This window comes from Variovorax sp. Soil_C_17 (genome assembly GCF_057657265.1).
Map to the genome: position 1 here is coordinate 19,211 of NZ_JBDGIT010000020.1, position 16,329 is coordinate 35,539.

At 67.3% G+C, this 16,329-nt stretch carries 16 protein-coding genes; 6 read left to right on the top strand and 10 right to left on the bottom strand.

Annotated features, from left to right (window positions below; translation table 11 throughout):
* Nucleotides 1-124: 124 nt before the first annotated feature.
* The 6 genes from AC3A6Y_RS33730 to AC3A6Y_RS33755 form a co-directional block, all read right to left on the bottom strand.
* Nucleotides 125-841 (bottom strand): GntR family transcriptional regulator, encoded by a 717-nt coding sequence (locus AC3A6Y_RS33730; protein ID WP_487872586.1) that lies wholly within the window; start codon nt 839-841, stop codon nt 125-127.
* 46 nt (nt 842-887) lie between these two features.
* Nucleotides 888-1,877 carry a zinc-dependent alcohol dehydrogenase family protein gene (locus tag AC3A6Y_RS33735; RefSeq protein WP_487872571.1) on the bottom strand — a complete coding sequence of 330 codons (990 nt, stop codon included), beginning with the start codon at nt 1,875-1,877 and terminating at the stop codon, nt 888-890.
* 19 nt (nt 1,878-1,896) lie between these two features.
* A complete protein-coding gene (locus tag AC3A6Y_RS33740; protein ID WP_487872572.1) occupies nt 1,897-2,475 on the bottom strand; it encodes an amino acid synthesis family protein in 579 nt (192 codons plus the stop codon).
* A gap of 7 nt (nt 2,476-2,482) precedes the next feature.
* Nucleotides 2,483-3,451 carry a Bug family tripartite tricarboxylate transporter substrate binding protein gene (locus AC3A6Y_RS33745; RefSeq protein WP_487872573.1) on the bottom strand — a complete coding sequence of 323 codons (969 nt, stop codon included), beginning with the start codon at nt 3,449-3,451 and terminating at the stop codon, nt 2,483-2,485.
* A gap of 64 nt (nt 3,452-3,515) precedes the next feature.
* Nucleotides 3,516-4,379 carry a fumarylacetoacetate hydrolase family protein gene (locus AC3A6Y_RS33750; RefSeq protein ID WP_487872574.1) on the bottom strand — a complete coding sequence of 288 codons (864 nt, stop codon included), beginning with the start codon at nt 4,377-4,379 and terminating at the stop codon, nt 3,516-3,518.
* A 46-nt stretch (nt 4,380-4,425) separates the two neighbouring features.
* Complete coding sequence (locus AC3A6Y_RS33755) at nt 4,426-4,989, bottom strand: VOC family protein (RefSeq protein ID WP_487872575.1); 564 nt, start codon at nt 4,987-4,989, stop codon at nt 4,426-4,428.
* Nucleotides 4,990-5,075: 86 nt separating this feature from the next.
* On the opposite strand from AC3A6Y_RS33755, the gene AC3A6Y_RS33760 reads away from it, so the two are divergent.
* The gene (locus tag AC3A6Y_RS33760) at nt 5,076-5,657 is read left to right on the top strand and encodes an NADPH-dependent FMN reductase (protein ID WP_487872576.1); all 582 of its coding nucleotides are present in this window, start codon (nt 5,076-5,078) and stop codon (nt 5,655-5,657) included.
* A gap of 139 nt (nt 5,658-5,796) precedes the next feature.
* On the top strand, nt 5,797-7,488 hold the full coding sequence (locus tag AC3A6Y_RS33765; protein ID WP_487872577.1) for a tannase/feruloyl esterase family alpha/beta hydrolase: 1,692 nt from the start codon (nt 5,797-5,799) through the stop codon (nt 7,486-7,488).
* Between the two features lie 24 nt (nt 7,489-7,512).
* On the opposite strand, the gene AC3A6Y_RS33770 is transcribed toward AC3A6Y_RS33765, so the two are convergent.
* Entirely contained in the window at nt 7,513-8,442 is a 930-nt protein-coding gene (locus tag AC3A6Y_RS33770) for a LysR substrate-binding domain-containing protein (RefSeq protein WP_487872578.1), read from the bottom strand.
* 116 nt (nt 8,443-8,558) lie between these two features.
* Between AC3A6Y_RS33770 and AC3A6Y_RS33775 the strand changes: the two genes are divergently transcribed.
* Nucleotides 8,559-9,647 (top strand): tartrate dehydrogenase, encoded by a 1,089-nt coding sequence (locus AC3A6Y_RS33775; RefSeq protein ID WP_487872579.1) that lies wholly within the window; start codon nt 8,559-8,561, stop codon nt 9,645-9,647.
* A gap of 2 nt (nt 9,648-9,649) precedes the next feature.
* A complete protein-coding gene (locus AC3A6Y_RS33780; protein ID WP_487872580.1) occupies nt 9,650-10,627 on the top strand; it encodes a Bug family tripartite tricarboxylate transporter substrate binding protein in 978 nt (325 codons plus the stop codon).
* A gap of 38 nt (nt 10,628-10,665) precedes the next feature.
* Here the strand turns inward: AC3A6Y_RS33780 and AC3A6Y_RS33785 are convergent, their stop codons facing one another.
* The 3 genes from AC3A6Y_RS33785 to AC3A6Y_RS33795 form a co-directional block, all read right to left on the bottom strand.
* The gene (locus tag AC3A6Y_RS33785) at nt 10,666-11,127 is read right to left on the bottom strand and encodes an Lrp/AsnC family transcriptional regulator (protein ID WP_487872581.1); all 462 of its coding nucleotides are present in this window, start codon (nt 11,125-11,127) and stop codon (nt 10,666-10,668) included.
* A gap of 110 nt (nt 11,128-11,237) precedes the next feature.
* Nucleotides 11,238-12,374 (bottom strand): saccharopine dehydrogenase family protein, encoded by a 1,137-nt coding sequence (locus AC3A6Y_RS33790; RefSeq protein WP_487872582.1) that lies wholly within the window; start codon nt 12,372-12,374, stop codon nt 11,238-11,240.
* Between the two features lie 159 nt (nt 12,375-12,533).
* Nucleotides 12,534-13,451, bottom strand: a complete 918-nt coding sequence (locus AC3A6Y_RS33795; RefSeq protein ID WP_487872583.1) for a LysR substrate-binding domain-containing protein — start codon at nt 13,449-13,451, stop codon at nt 12,534-12,536.
* A 144-nt stretch (nt 13,452-13,595) separates the two neighbouring features.
* On the opposite strand from AC3A6Y_RS33795, the gene AC3A6Y_RS33800 reads away from it, so the two are divergent.
* Together AC3A6Y_RS33800 and AC3A6Y_RS33805 are read left to right on the top strand one after the other, a co-directional pair.
* A complete protein-coding gene (locus AC3A6Y_RS33800; RefSeq protein ID WP_487872584.1) occupies nt 13,596-14,612 on the top strand; it encodes a tripartite tricarboxylate transporter substrate binding protein in 1,017 nt (338 codons plus the stop codon).
* Between the two features lie 31 nt (nt 14,613-14,643).
* Entirely contained in the window at nt 14,644-16,146 is a 1,503-nt protein-coding gene (locus AC3A6Y_RS33805) for a M81 family metallopeptidase (protein ID WP_487872585.1), read from the top strand.
* Nucleotides 16,147-16,329: the final 183 nt, after the last annotated feature.

The window sequence follows — 16,329 nt, forward strand, 5'->3', positions numbered from 1 at the left end:
ATTGCAGCAGAAATGGAGCGGCAGCTCGGCAGCAGTCGGACAAAGCCGGCGGCCGACCTGCGGCAACGGCGCCGCGACCAGGTGCATGTGCAGGCCGTGTGCGCCTGCAGCAAGCCATGGAACGCTATGCGGCGACTGTGCGGCGCATGGCCGCTTCGACATTGCGCTGTGTGCTGAGGATGTGCTCGGCGAGCAGCGCGCAGGCGGTCTCGGCGTCGCGCCGCAGCGTCGCTTCCATGATCTTGCGGTGCTCGTTGGACTTGCGCCGGCCGACCTGCCGGTGGCGCGCCGAGAATCGCCGGTAACGCTCGGCCTGGTCGAACAGGCTCGCGCTCCACAGGCGCTGGCGCTCGGAGGCGCAGGCGGCAATCAGTGCCGCATGGAAGTTCCTGTGCAGCTCGCTCCACTCCTCGTCCAGGATGACGGGCCCATCGCTGAGGCGAGACTCGATCTTCTCGAGCCGATGGAACGCGGCGACGATCGCCCCCTCCCAGCTGTCGTCGCCCAGCTCGATGGCACTGCGCAGCGCCTCCACATCGAGCATCAGCCGCATGTGCGTGATGTCGGCGAGGTCGTCGGCGGAAATCGGGGCAACGCGAAAGCCCCTGCGTTCATCCGCCTTGACCAGCCCTTCCTGTGCGAGCCGGCTCAGCGCCTCGCGCAGCGGGCTGCTGGAGAACCCGTAGTGCTCTTGCAGGTCGTCCAGCTTCAGCTTGCTGCCGGCCTCGAACAAGCCGGTCAGCACGTCGCGGCGCAGGCTCCTGAAAGCCTGCTCCGCAAGAGGGGTCGATGGCTCGGACGGGACTGCGATGAGTGAGTTCATGGGAGCCATTTTATGCATGAACGCACGGAGCTTGCAAAGAGGCGAACATGCCTCGCGACGGGGCTCAAGGCAGCAGCACGATCTTGCCCGGCACGCCTCCACGGTCGAGCAGCTCATGCACATGGCGCGCCTGCGACAGCGGGAATGACGTGGGCTTCGGCGCGCGGACGCGGCCTTCGGCCATCAGAGCGATGGCGGACTCCATCAGCCCCCGCCGCTGCCCCGCATCCGCATCGAAGGCATGGATGGAGAACGTGCGCACGGCGAGGCTCCTGCCCAGCAGCTTGCGAAGTTCCTCGAACACGTCGCCGGCAGGCGGACCGTTGACGATGTTGTAGGAGACCACCATGCCGCAGGGCGCCAGGGCACGCAGGCAAGCGATGAAGAGCTCGCCGCCCAAGTGGTCGAAGGCCAGGTCGACGCCGCGGCCATCCGTCAGTTGCATGACCTTCCCGGTCAGGCCCTGCGGGTCGCTCTCGATCACCTCGTGGGCACCGTTGGCCAGCGCGAGGCTTCTCTTCTCTGCGGTCGAGGCGGTCCCGATCACACGCAGCCCGCGGTCGCGGGCGACCTGCACCAGCGCCGTTGCCACGCCGCCAGCCGCGCCGGGCACCAGGATGGTGGTCGCCGGCCAATTGCCGTTGCTCGACAGCATGGCCAGCGCGAGCTGGAAATTGCCGAGGCTCACCGCGTCCTCGAATCGAATCGCATCCGGCAGCACGAAGGGCGCAGCCTGGGGCACGCAGATGGCCTCGGCATAGCAGCCGCCGCGCTGCGCCAGTTCACGCGCGCTCACGAGCACGCGCTGGCCGACCTGGAGCGCGCTCACACCGGGGCCGAGCGCATCGACGATGCCGGCCATCTCGTTGCCGGGAATCGCCGGCATCGGCGGCATCCATTTGTAGGTGCCGTTGCGGATCAGCACGTCCGGCCCGCCGGCGCCGATCGCCATGGCCTTGACCCGCACTTCCCCGGCCCGGGGCTGCGGCAGCGGCAGCTCGACGAGCTGCAGGACCTCGGGCCCGCCGGGCGCCTGGAGTTGAATGGCCTTCATGATCTTCGAACGGCATGCCTCAGCGCTGGCCGTCGTGGACGGACACCTGGTCCTTCGTCAGCCCGCCCAGGCGCGCATGCACGCGGCCGCCGGTGCCCATCACCAGCGCAAAGAGGATTTCGTTGGGCCGCGGCGCGTCCTGGATGCCGATCTCCATCGAGTTGTAGTGGCTGCGCACGTAGGCCGCGTGGATGTAGTGCAGCGGCACCATGATCCGGTAGCCCGTCGCCGCGACCGCCTTGGACGACGGAACGATCGCCTTCGGCTCGCCCAGCACCTCGCGCATGGCCCAGCCGCCCGCCTCGTGCCAGACGGCACCGTGCTCCAGCTCCCCGTTCACGCCGACGATCGCGGCCTTGCTGTAGACCTCGACCTGGTCGCGCCCGAGGGTCTCGACCAGCTCGGTGGCCAGCAGCGTCCCCAGGGAGCGCAGTTCGGCCATGAAGGGCATCAGGTCGGCCTCGTGGCGCCCGGCATAGGGGTTGCGGATCACCGCGCAGGCAGCGGCCAGTCGGAGGGGCGTCTCCACCGGCGGCCCGCCTTCGTGGTAGATGGTCTCGATGGCGAGACTGCGCTTGCGGATTTCGATCAGGGACATGAAAACCTCATTGCCTTGGAATGTGTGCATCGTTCACGACGGCCGTCCAGCGCTTCAGCTCGGCGCTCACCATCGTGGTCATTTCTTCCGGCGTGCTGCCGCGCGCTTCGCCGCCCATGTTCTCCAGGCGCGCACGGACGGCGGCCACCTGCAGGGCCTTGAGTGTCTCCGACCGCAAGCGCTCGACCACCGGGCGCGGCGTGCCGGCGGGCGCCATGAAGCCGGCCCAGGAGCTCACGTCGTAGCCCGCCACGCCCTGCTCCGCCACCGTCGGCACCTCGGGCATCGCGCTCCAGCGCTGCGCGCCGGTGGTGGCGAGCGCCCTCAGCTTGCCCGCCTTGATGTTGGCCATCACGGCCGTCGGCGGGGCGACGATCAGAGGCACTTCGCCGCCCAGCAGTGCCGTGACCGAAGCGGCATCGCCGCGATAGGGCACGTGCAGCAGCTCGGCCTTTGCGCTCCTGACCAGGAGTTCACCCGCCAGGTGATGCGTGGAGCCGACGCCGGCCGAGCCGTACGAGACGCTGCGCGCATCGGCACGGGCGGCGGCGAGCAGCTCCGCAAGGCTGCGGTAGGGCGAGTCTGCTCGCACCACCAGCAGGAAGGGAAAGAAGGTGACCGTGGAGATCATCTGGAAATCTGCCACGGTCTGGTAGTTGAGCTTGTTGTAGAGCGCTCCCGCGACCGCATGCCCCCCGGTGGCCAGCAGCAGCGTATACCCGTCGGGCCGAGCCCGCGCCACCGTCGTCGCCGCGATGGTTCCGCCGGCGCCGGTCTGGGCCTCGACCACGAAGGGCTGGCCCAGGCCCTTGCTCATCTCCGCACTGACCACGCGCGCGATCGTGTCGGCGTTGCCGCCGGCGGCGAAGCCTTGGTAGATCTTGATCGGCTTGTCCGGGAAGTCCTGGGCCGAAGCCGTGAGTGGTGCCGCGCAGGCCAGAGTGAGGCCTGCGGCAACGAATCGTCTGCGCCGCATGGTGTTGTCTCCGATGTTCTTTTGGAATGAAGGCCGCGCTCGTCGGCGGCCACTTGCGCAAGCCTCAGTCCTGCTGGACGATCGGATTGCGAAGGATGCCGATGCCCTCGATCTCCACCTCGCACACGTCGCCGGGCTTCATGAAGCGCTGAGGCTTCTTGCTCCAGCCGACACCGGCGGGCGTACCGGTCGCAATGACATCGCCGGGCGTCAGCGTGAAGATCGTCGAGGCGTAGTTGATGAGCTTCGGAATGCTGAAGATCATGTGCCCGGTGTGGCTCGACTGCACGACCTCGCCGTTGAGCCGCGTCTCCAGCTTGAGCTGGCGTCCGGGCTCGATCTCGTCCGCGGTCACCATCCACGGGCCGAAGCCGCCGGTCGATTCGAAGTTCTTGCCCGAGGCGATCTGCTTGGCGTGGAACTGCCACTCGCGCACGCTGCCGTCATTGTAGCAGGCATACCCCGCCACATGGTCGTAGGCGTCCGCCTCGGCGATGTTGCGCCCGCCCTTGCCGATGATCACGGCGAGCTCGCCTTCCCAGTCCAGCGATTCCGACACGTGCGGGCGCACGATCGGTTCGTTGTGCGCGCACTGCGAGCGCCAGACGCGCAGGAAGATGGGCGGCTGCTCCGACAGCTCGCGCTGCATGCCCGCGGCCAGCACTTCCTGGTGGTGGTCCATGTAGTTGCGCACCGCGCAGATGATCTTCTCGGAACGCGGAATCACGGGCAGGAAGCGGATGTCGGCCAGCTTGGCGGCGATCGGCAGGCCTTCGACATGCTGGGCCGCTTGCGTGTACTCGCCCGAGGCGATGTAGTCAGCCAGGCTCGCGTGCCGGGGACGCGCGGCGCCCAGGTCGACGACGCCGTCACCGACGACGGCGCCCCAGGTTTCGCGGCCTTGATGAACGAATGACAAAAGCTTCATGGGAACTCCAGTTGGGATGCGGGGGGAAGAAGGCCTGCCGCGAGGGTCAGGCAGCGGATGCGATGGGTGCGGGCGACTGCGCTTCGAACTGCGCCTGCCACTGCGCGAGCGGCATGAAGGTGGGGTCTAGCCGGCAGGCCTCTTCGGTTTCCCGCATCAGCGTTTCATCGTCCTTGGACAGATCCAGGGGGTCGCCGTGGGGCTGCGCGACGTAGAACGGCGTGTCGACATAGATCTCCACGGTGTTGCCTTCGGGGTCGAGCATGTAGACGGACAGCGCATTGCCGTGGTTGAGGCCGCGAATCTCGGTGGCGCCGCGCTCGGCCGCACGGGCCGAGATGTCGCGCAGGTGCTGGATGCTCGGCAGCACGAAGGAGATTTGCATCACGGTGCTGAACTTCGCCTCCGCCGGCCGGCCGGAGGCCAGGACCAGTTGATGGTGCTGGTCCGCGCTGGCGCTCATGAAGACCAGCTTGTTCCTGAAGGTCCGTCCCTCCCCCCGGTCGGTGACCGTGAGGTCGAAGGTTTCCGTGTAGAAGGCCACCATCCGTTCCAGGTCGGTGACGAAGATTCCGAAGTGCGAAGGCGTGGGCCGGTTGACCTTGAGCATGATGTCTCCAGTTGCGCTGTTGCTCTCATCTGTGCATTTGACGCATTTTATGCATAAACTTCAATGTCTGTAAAACATCCGTGACCATGCACCAACGAACCTCACCCTCCCCCACCCGTCTGCTCGGAATCTCCGGCAGCATCCGAAGCGGGTCGAACTGCACCGCGGTGCTTCGCAGCCTTCAGGCGCTGCTGCCGGGCTCGGCATCCATCGAGCTCTTTGCGCTGGATGAGATCCCGCTCTACAACGCCGACCTCGACGGGGCCACGCCGCCTGCGGCCGTGGCCGGGCTGAAGGAAGCGATCTCGCAGGCCGACGGGCTGGTCGTCTGTTCGCCCGAATACAACTACGGCATGCCGGGTGTGCTGAAGAACGCGATCGACTGGGCCTCACGCCCTGGGTTCGCCTCGCCGCTGAAGGGCAAGCCGGTGCTGGTCATGACCGCCTCGCCCGGCACCGCCGGCGGCGTGCGCGCGCAGGCGCAGATCCGCGACGCCTTGGCGGCCACCCTGGCGCGGCCGGTGGTCCGGCAGCATGTCGCGATTGCGAACGTCGCTGCACAGATCAGCGACGGGCAGCTCGTCCATCAGCCGACGCTGGACTTCGTGAAGGTCGCGCTCGCCGATCTTCTGGCGGAGATTGCACTGCTCGACGGCCCGGGGCGCTGATTCGGGAAGGTGCGCCGGCCTCATGGAGAAAACCCGCAGCTCCTGTTTCGGCCAATGCCAATCATCTGTAGATTCGCAGTCGCGCAGCCCATCCATACACTCAAGCGATCCATCGCCCCTGCCGACGTCCATGAGAACCTTGAAGCTCTTCCCCGTGATCGCGATCAGCCTGGCGCTGCTCGCTTGCAGCCACGCGCCATCGCGCCAGCAGGTGGGGGCGGCATGCCCGACGCTCTCCGGCAAAACGATTCCCGCCTCCTCCATCGGCTTGCCCAGCGGGCCTGCCACCGTGCTTTCAGCAGTGCTCGTGACGGCCGCGCCCGAGTCCGTCAGCGGCAACACCGTTACGCCGGCGACGCCGGAATATTGCAAGGTGCTCGGCAGCGTGGCCCCGCGCGATCCCAGGGCGCAGCCCATCAACTTCCAGCTCAACCTGCCGACCCGATGGAACGGCAAGGCGCTGCAATACGGTGGCGGCGGGTTCAACGGCGTGACGATCAGCGGGCTCGCGCCCTTGCGTGATGCCGCGCCGGGCGACCCGCTGCCAATCGCGCGCGGCTATGCCACCTTCGGCACCGACTCGGGCCATCAGGCGTCCGCCTCCCCAGCCAGCGAGCCCGGGGCGTTCGCGCTCAACGACGAGATGCTGGAGAACTTCGCCTACGCCTCGTACAAGAAGGTCAGGGACGTGGCGGTGGATCTCATGCGCTCGGTCTACGGCCAGGCGCCGCGCCAGCTCTACTACTTCGGCGGCTCCGAAGGCGGCCGCGAAGGCCTGACCATGGCCCAGCGCTTCCCGGCCGACTACGACGGCATCGTCAGCGTGGTGCCGGTCATCAACTGGACGGGCCTCTTCCACGCCTTCGTGCGCAACGAAGTGCCGCAGTTCGGCGACTGGCTGGACGCTTCCAAAACGCCGCTGATCGCCAAGGCCACGTCCGACGCCTGCGATGCGCTCGACGGGCTCGCCGATGGGGTCGTCAACAACTACCTGGCCTGCCAGCAGCGCGTGAACCTGCAGCCGCTGCGTTGCCCGGGCGGCACCGATGCAGGCGCGCATTGCCTGTCGGACGCCGAGCTGTCGCTGATGCGCGGCATTCATTCGCCCTACACCTTCACCTTCCCACTGGCCAACGGCATCACCACCTATCCGCAGTGGCTCTACGGCCATGAGGACAGCCTGGACGGCGCTGCGGCCATGAACCTGGTTCGATGGGTGAGCGGCAGCGCCGCGCCGACCGTGCCGCCGAACGCATCGACGGCAGCCACGCAGTGGCTTTACGGCAGCAACTGGGTCCGCTACGCGATCGCGCGCGACGCGAACTTCGACGTGCGCAGCTATCGTCCGGAGTCGTTCACCAAGCGGGTGCAGCAGACCTCCTCGCTCATGGACTCCACGAACCCGGATCTGTCGGCCTTCTTCGCCCGCGGCGGCAAGTTGATCATTCGAGAGAACGCAGCCGACCGGGCCCAGAGCCCGCTGATGGGCATCGAGTACTACAAGGCGGTGGTGGCCCGGTTGGGCCAGGCGAGCGTGGACCGATCGCTTCGTCTGTACGTGTCGCCGTCGTCCACGCACTCCGGCAATGCACGCTCGGTCACGGACAAGGTGGCGGTGCCGACGATGGCGGACCTGCTCGATCCGCTGGATCGCTGGGTGACCACGCAAACGCCGCCGGCCGATGCGATCGTGCAGACTCGCAAGGCAGGCCTTCCGCCATTTGCCGTCGAAGGCTCCCGGCCCATGTGCCGCTATCCTGGCTACCCGCACTACATCGGCGGCGACAAGTGGCTGGCAGCGAGCTATGCATGCCGCGACTCGCAACCGTAGCTTCGTCGAGCACGGCTTTGCGAGCTACGGCTTGGCAGACGCCGCCTGCTGCGTGAAGGAAAGCGTCAGGAAATCGACAAAGGCCCGCACCCGCGCCGCCAGCTGGTGGCGCTGCGGATACACCGCGTAGATGTCCGCGTCCGGCGTGTAGTACTGCGGCAGCACCTGCACCAGCCGGCCGTTGCCCAGGTAGCGCTCGATGTCCCACTCGGCCCGCATCAGGATGCCGTGCCCTTCGAGCGCCCAGTTGACCGCGATCTCGCCGTCGTTGGTGGTGAGGTTTCCTCGCGTCTTGACGGCTTCGGTGCTGGCGTTGCGGCCCCTGCCGCTCGCCAGCCGCCATACGCCGTAGGCTTCCTCGCCCTGGCGGATGCCGATGCAGTTGTGCTTCGTCAGGTCGTTCGGCACTTTCGGGATGCCGTGCTTCGCGAGGTAGGCCGGCGCCGCGCACAACAGGCGCCGATTGGCCGCGATGCGCCTGGCGATGACCCGGCTGTCCGGCGGCGCGCCGAAGCGCACGCAGACATCGAAGAGGTCCTCCGTCGGCGGCGGCGGGTTGACCGACAGCTGCAGCTGCACCTCCACTTGCCGGTACCTGCGGACGAATTTCGAGATCAGCGGCGCCACGTGACTGCGCCCGAAGCCCAGCGTGGCGTTGACCCGCAGGAGGCCCTTGGGAATCGCCTTGGAAACGCCGAGAAGCTCTTCCATGCCATCGATCTCGCCGAGGATGCGGCGCGCGTGCTCCAGGTAGAGCTCGCCTTCGGGCGTCAGGCTCATGCGCCGCGTCGACCGGTTCACCAGCAACACCCCGATCCGCGATTCCATCAGCGCCAGGTGCTTGCTCACCGCGGGCGTGGTGACGCCGAGCTCGCGCGCCGCGGCGCTCAGGCTTCCGGCGCTCGCCAGGGTCGAAAAGAAGCCAAGGTCCGCGGGCACGATGGCAGAAGTCATGGCGGCTCCACTGTTGAATCCAGGTTAACAATGGATTCACTCTAGCGCCGAGCCGGTGGTCCGTCGAGTCCCTACAGTAGCGGCACCTTCTACCCACCACCCACAGAGACAAGCCCATGAAGACGTACAAGATTGCCACCATCCCGGGAGACGGCATCGGCAAGGAAATCGTGCCCGCCGGCCAGCAAGTCCTGGAAGCGCTGGCCTCGGCCGGCAGCAGTTTCAAATTCGAGTTCGAGAACTTCGACTGGGGCGGCGACTACTTTCGCGAGCACGGCGTGATGATGCCGGACGTCGGCCTCGACGCCCTCCGCGACAAGGACGCCATCCTGTTCGGCTCCGCCGGCGACCCGCACATCCCCGATCACATCACGCTCTGGGGCCTGCGCCTGAAGATCTGCCAGGGCTTCGACCAATACGCCAACGTGCGCCCGACGCGCATCCTGCCCGGCATCGACGGCCCGCTCAAGCGCTGCGGACCGGACGACCTGAACTGGGTCATCGTTCGGGAGAACTCCGAAGGCGAGTACTCCGGCGTCGGCGGCCGCGTGCACCAGGGCCACCCGATCGAGGCCGCGACCGACGTGTCGATGATGACCCGCGCCGGCGTGGAGCGCATCATGCGCTTCGCCTTCAAGCTGGCCCAGTCGCGTCCGCGCAAGCAGCTCACGGTCATCACCAAGAGCAATGCCCAGCGCCACGCGATGGTCATGTGGGACGAGATCGCCGTGCAGATCTCCAAGGAGTTCCCGGACGTCAAGTGGGACAAGGAACTGGTCGATGCATCGACGGCCCGGATGATCAACAACCCGGCATCGCTCGACACCATCGTCGCGACCAACCTGCACGCCGACATCCTGAGCGATCTCGCTGCCGCGCTGGCCGGCAGCCTGGGCATCGCGCCCACCGGCAACATCGATCCGGAGCACCGCTATCCCTCGATGTTCGAGCCGATCCACGGCTCGGCCTTCGACATCATGGGCAAAGGCCTGGCGAACCCGGTGGGCACCTTCTGGTCGGTGGTGATGCTGCTGGAGCACCTCGGCGAAACCGATGCCGCCCGGCGCGTGATGCAGGCCATCGAGAAAGTCACCGCCGACAAGTCGCTGCACACCCGCGACCTGGGCGGCACGGCCACCACCGCGGAAGTCACCCGGGCCATGTGCAGCCTGGTGGCCGCCAGCGCGCAACGCAAGGCAGCATGACCATGACGCCAAGGAATCTTCACACCCGCACCATCCTGACGGCCCTGGCGCTTGGCTTTGCCGCGTCGCTTGCCGCCGCGCAGTCCTGGCCCGCGAAGCCGATCACCCTGGTTGTTCCGTTTCCGCCGGGCGGAAGCTCGGACGCGCTGGCACGCGCCATCACCACCCCGCTGTCGCAAAGCCTCGGCCAGCCGGTGGTCGTCGAGAGCAAGCCGGGCGCAGGCGCGACGGTGGGCGCCGACTACGTGGCGAAGGCCAAGCCCGACGGCTACACGCTGCTCATGGGTGCGGTTCACCACACCATCGCCACCAGCGTCTACAAGAAGCTGCCTTACGACTTCGAGAAGAGCTTCACGCCGATCACGACCGTGGCCCTGGTGCCCAACGTTCTGGTGGTCAACGCCAAGTCGCCGGCGACCGACGTCAAGAGCCTCATTGCGCAGGCCAAGGCGGCACCCGGCAAGCTGTCGTACGGCTCGAACGGCAACGGCACGGTGCAGCACCTGATCGGCACGCAGTTCTCGACGACCACGGGGGTGGAGCTCTTGCATGTGCCCTACAAGGGCAGCGCGCCGCTCACCACCGACCTGCTCGGCGGCCAGGTGGACATGTCCTTCGACACCTTGACGCCGCTGGTCCAGCACATCAAGGCCGGCAAGCTTCGCGCACTGGCCGTGACCACGGCCAAGCGCTCGAGCACCCTCCCCGACGTGCCGACGCTGGCCGAGGCCGGCATGAAGGACTTCGACCAGGGCACGTGGTTCGGCATCCTGGCGCCGGCGGCCACGCCCGCGGAGGTGATCGCCAGGCTCAACGCGGAGATGGTGAAGATCATCCAGTCGCCGGAGTTCAGGAAGCGCATGGAAGAGATCGGCGCCGAGCCGGTGGGCGACTCGCCCGCGCAGATGGCGGCGCAGATCAAGGACGACACGGCCAAGTACGCGAACCTCGTCAAGGACGCCAAGGTCGCCATCGATTGAGCGGCCGAGCCGGGGCCGCCCGGGGGCCTGCGCCAACGTCAAGGGACCGGCGCCACCATGCTGCGGCGGTCGATCTTGCGGCTCAGCACGATCGAGGTGTGCGTCTGATTGATGCCCTCGATCTGGCCGAGCCGGTCCAGCAGCACATCCAGCTGCTCGGGCGTGTCGCAGCGCAGCAGCGCCATGTAGTCGAACTGGCCGCTCACGGCCCAGACCTCCTCGACCTCGGGCAGCCCGTCGAGCGCCTTGATCACCGCCGCCCCGCTCCTCGCATTGACGCTGAGGCCGCAGAAGGCGCGCACGGCCGCCTGCTCCACCCGAGTCCCGAAGCGCACGCCGTAGCCCGACACGATGCCCTCCCTTTCGAGGCGCGCAATGCGGGCGACCACCGTGGTCCTGGCGATCTTGAGCTTGCGCGCAAGATGAGCCACCGGCTCGCGTGCGTTGGCCTGCAGGAGGTCGAGCAAGTGGCGGTCGAGGTCGTCGAGTCGGATGTCCATGGGCACTGCCGGCACAAGAAAGGGGCCATTGTGGCGTGCCGCATGCGTGGGCCACCAAGTGAAAGCCCGGCCCCCACCGACCCCGGCGCCTTCTGCAAGCTATCGCCCGATCAGGCGGGCGCCGGCTCCCCCGCTCGCTCGCGCGCAACAGGCGCGATGCCAAGGCTCGCATAGTAGTGCCCGACCCTGGTGGCCAGGAACTGCTCGAGCGGCACCTGCTCCTGCCCGACGAAGCCGGCTTGCGGCAGCTTGCCTTGCTGCAGCAGCTCGAGCACGCCCACCACGCCGGCCGCGGTGGTCAGCTCGATGGCCGTGCGCAGTTCGCCACGCAGGGCGGCACCGAAGACGCGGCCCACTCGGGTCTCCTGCTCGAAGCGGCCGTTGCGCAGCCCCGAGGCAGCAGCGAACAGAATCACCACGTCTTCGCGACTGTGCGGCACCGCATGCTCGAGCACCTGGCGAAGAAGATCGCGGCGCTCGATCAGCCGCAGGTCATGCAGCAGGAAGGCCATGGCATCGCGGTGGCCCGGATAGCGGATGGTCTTGTAATCGAGGTTGCGGACCTTGCCCTTCAGCGTCTCGCAAAGCGTTCCCAGCCCGCCGGAGGTGTTGAAGGCCTCGAAGGCCTCTGCATCCAGCGTGAAGGTCTCGTGCCCTTCGAGCGGCTGGACGGACACGAGCTGCCCGTTGACGATGGCGTCGCACGCATTGCAGTACTCGTTGATGACGCCGTCGATGCTCCAGGTGAAGTTGTAGCGCAGGCTGTTGGTCGCGTTGCGGGTCAAGGCGCCGACGCGCAGGCGCAGGTCGTACAGCTCGTCGAAGCGTCCCGCGAGATGGCCGCCGAGCATGCCGATCACGCCTGGAGCCAGGCCGCTCTGCGGCATCAGGACCGAGGTCGCGCTGCCTGCGAGCTCCCAGATTGCGCGCGTGGCCGCCACGTCCTCCGTCAGGTCGAAGTAGTGCACGCCCCGCCGGGCGGCCTCGGTGGCCACGCGGCCTGCCAGGTAGAACGGCAGCGCGTTGATCACCACGGCATGGGTTGAGAGCGCGGCGCCCAGCTCCGCATCGCTCTCGACGTTCAGTTCGATCCGGCGCACCAGGCGATCGCTCTCGACGCTGCGCCCAGGCTCGAGGTCCGCCAGGGTGACCGGAATGCGGTGGTACTCCGCGATCATGTCCGCCACCGTGCTGCCGACCTTGCCGGCCCCCAGGACCAGGACGTTCTTGATTTGAAGCTTGGGCATTTTTTTCTCCACCGGGCAAGGCGTGCCCCTTGAAGAAACTGTAAAAGCCAGGCGCGACGAATGGTAGAGAGCAGATCGTCGAAAAAGGTGAGGGCCTTCGACGAAATGACGGCCGGCTTCGTCGCCTTGGCCGGACGAGCCGCCAACCTCCGGTCGCGCTCACCTGCGCTTGAACACCGAGAAGTTCTGCCGGATCTCCTCCACCAGCCGGCCGGCGGCTGCGGACAGCGGCCGCCCATGGCGCACGAGCAGCCTCACCTTCGCCTTCCTGCAAAGCGGGTGGGCCAGTTCGAGCGCCACGACATCGCCGGCCTCGATCTCCGGGGCTGCGGCCAGGCCGGCGCCGATGAAGGTCACACCGTCCGTCGACCGCACGAAGCGCTTGAGGCCGGCCACCGAATTGCTGCGGAAGGTGGGGTGCAGCTTCACATGCTCCGCATACTCCAGCAGTTCCACCAGCCTTCCGACGCCGTAGCCCGGCGGCATGAGGCCCAGGGGAAAGGCCAGGATCTGCCGCACTTGAAGGGGCCCGGCGATCTTCGTCAGGGGGTGCCCCGCCCGAACCAGGAGCTTCGCCGGTGCGGCGGCACTGGCGACGACATGCAACTGCGGATCGGACTGGGGGTTGTACGCGAGGCCGATGCTCGCCGAGTCGTCCGCAATGGCGGCGAGCAACTCGTTCACGGGCAGCGCGTCGAGCACCACCGAGAGCTTCGGATGCGCATTGCAGAACGGCGCCACGATCTCCTCCAGCAGCCCGTCGATGAAGCCCTCGCTCACGACGATGCGCACGCTTCCCGCATCCATCGACTCGACGGCGCTCAGCCGCTCGGCCAGTCGTTCTCGGTGCGCCTGGCAGGCTCTCCAGTATTCGAGAAGGTGGAGCGCAGCATCGGTGGGCGCGACGCCGCGCGCCTGCCTTTCGAACAGCATCAGCCCCAGCTCTTCCTCGAGCAATGCGACCTGCCGGGTGATGACCGATGGCGCCGTGTTGAGCGCATCCGCGGCGCCGCGGATGGAGCCGTGGACGAACACCTCATGGAAGTACTTCAGGCGCTTCTGGTTGATTTCACGCATGGTTCTCGGCCCGTCGAAGTGTTGCCCATAGAGCAACGAAGTGCGCAAAAAATTGCTGTTGCTCGAACTCATCCTACATCGAAGAATTCGCCCACCCCGACGCCGCACCCCTCCACACACCCCGTTCAAAGGAAAGAGGACGACATGCAGAGACACACCCCCAGGAGACTCGCCCGCGTGATGGCGCTGACCGCCGCCGCCTTGCTCGCAGGCGTGCTGACCGCCGCACCGGCCCTCGCAGCAGAGGCATTTCCATCCAAGCCGGTGACGATGCTGGTCGCCTTTCCGCCGGGCGGTCCTGCCGATGTGCTGGCGCGCGCCATGCAACCGGCGATGACCAAGGCGCTGGGCCAGCCCTTCATCATCGAGAACCTGCCGGGCGCCGGCGGCGCCGTCGCCGTGCAGCGGCTGCTGAGCCGTCCGGCCGACGGCTACACCCTGATCATGGGTTCGCCCAACGAGGCGATCCTTGCGCCGCTGTCCAACGCCTCGGCCAAGTACAAGCCGGAAGAGCTCGCGCTTTTGGCGCCGATCTCCAACCATCCGCTGGTGGTGATGGCCCGGAACGACCTGCCCTTCACCTCCCTCGAGGAAATCATTGCGGCGGGCAGGAAGCCCGGCAGCCAGAGCCTGACCTTCGGCAGCCCCGGCCACGGGTCGATGTACCACATCGTTTCCGAATACCTGGCGCAGGCCACCGGCGCCAAGCTGCTTCACGTGCCCTACAAGGGCGCCACGCCGATGATGCAGGACCTCGTCGGCCAACAGGTCGACATGACCATCCTGCCGAACCTCGGCGCCTCGATCCAGATGCTCGAGAGCCGCAAGATCAAGGCGCTCAACGTGCTCGACAACCGGCGCATGCCGACGCTGCCGGATGTGCCAGCCGTCTCCGAAAGCGGCATCGCGCAGAAGGGCGAGCTCGTGTATTCGATCTGGCTGGCCGTCATGGCGAAGAGCGGCATTCCGGACGATCGCCTGCGTGTGCTGCTGCAGGCCTCGCAGCAGGCCATCGAGTCGACCGAAATGGCGAAGGCGCTCGCACAATCGGGCGTCCAGCCGATGAAGCCGCAGTCGCTGGCGACTTCCGCGAAGTTCTACGCCGACGAGACGGAGAAGTTCAAGAAGATGGCGCGCTCCATCCAGTTGACTGCCCAGTGACGCGCCGCCACCCACCCGAAGAAAGCCCACCGTGAACATCCTCGTCGCCGGTTTCCAGCATGAGACCAACACCTTCGCTCCGACCCTGGCCACCTACGAAAGCTTCGTTCGCGGCGAGGACTTCCCCGGCCTGGCGCGCGGCGAAGACGTCCTGGGCTTGCTGAACGTCAACTTGCCCGTCAGCGGCTTCATCAACTTCGTGCGCGGGCAGGGACAGAGCGTCACGCCCGTGATCTGGGCCGGCGCGGGCGCCTCGGCCCACGTCACGAGCGACGCCTACGAACGCATCGCCGGCGAAATCGTCCAGGCCGCGAGAACGGCATCCTTCGATGCCATCTACCTGGACCTGCACGGCGCGATGGTCGCGCAGCATCTCGACGATGGCGAAGGCGAACTGCTGGCGCGCATCCGCGCGGTCGTGGGCCCGGCGATGAAGATCGTGGTCTCGCTCGATTCCCATGCGAACGTCACCGAGCAGATCCTGACCCTGGCGGACGGCGTGGTCGCCTATCGCACCTATCCGCACATCGACATGGCCGACACGGGCCGCAGGGCCGGCGAGCTCCTGATGGCGCTGACGCGCACGGACCAGCCGGCTCATCGCGTGGCGCGGCGCGTGCCCTTCCTCATTCCGGTGAACAGCATGTCCACCATGATGCAGCCCGCGCGCGGCGTGTACGACCTGCTGGAGGAGCTGGAGCCGCAAGTGCTCTCGCTTTCCTTCGCCCCCGGCTTCCCGGCGGCCGACTTCGCCGAATGCGGACCCGTGGTCTGGGGCTACGGCTTCGACAAGGCCCGGGTCGAACGGGCCATCGACACGCTCTTCGCGCGCGTCTGTCATCCCGAGGACCAATGGGCGGTGCAGTTCGACGAGCCCGACGCGGCGGTGCAGCGCGCCATGCGCGTGTCGGAGGCGGCGAGCCGCCCGGTGATCCTGGCGGACACCCAGGACAACCCCGGTGTCGGGGGCGACTCCAACTCCATGGGCATGCTGCGGGCGCTGCTGAAGCATGGCGCGAGGGAGGCCGCCATCGGCCTGATCTGCGACCCGGCCGCCGCCGCGGCCGCGCACCAGGCGGGCGTGGGCGCCCATATCGACATCGCGCTCGGCGGATGCCCCCAGGTCGAAGGCGACGAGCCGCTGCGCGCGCGTTATGAGGTCGAGGCGCTTTCCGACGGCAGGTTCGTCTATGGCGGCCCGATGATGAATGGCAAGCAGGCCGACCTCGGGCGGATGGCACGCCTGCGGATCGACGGCGTGCGCATCGCGGTGAGTTCGGCCAAGGCGCAGCTGCTCGACAGGAACATGTACCGCACGGTCGGCATCGATCCCGAGAAGATGAAGATCCTCGTGAACAAGAGCTCCGTCCACTTCCGGGCCGATTTCGCCGCCATCGCCGAAGAAATTCTCGTGGTGCGCGCGCCGGGACCGTTCATCGCCGATCCGGCGCAGCTGCCGTGGAAGCATCTCCTAGCGGGCATGCGGACGAAACCGAACGGCGCTGCGTTTTCAGGCCGAAGCGACAGCGACTGAGCGCGCAGCACGCCTTCGTCAAGAAGCGGGCGCCGGTCATCACCGGTCGCTGAGGGCTGTCGCTCGGGTGATCGACAGCGCCGATCGCCCCGGGGTCCAATGATGGCTTCGTCCCAAGGAGCGCCCATGTTTGCCGAACCGTCCCCCAAGTCCGCCGAGTTGCTGCAGCGCCTGCGCGCATTC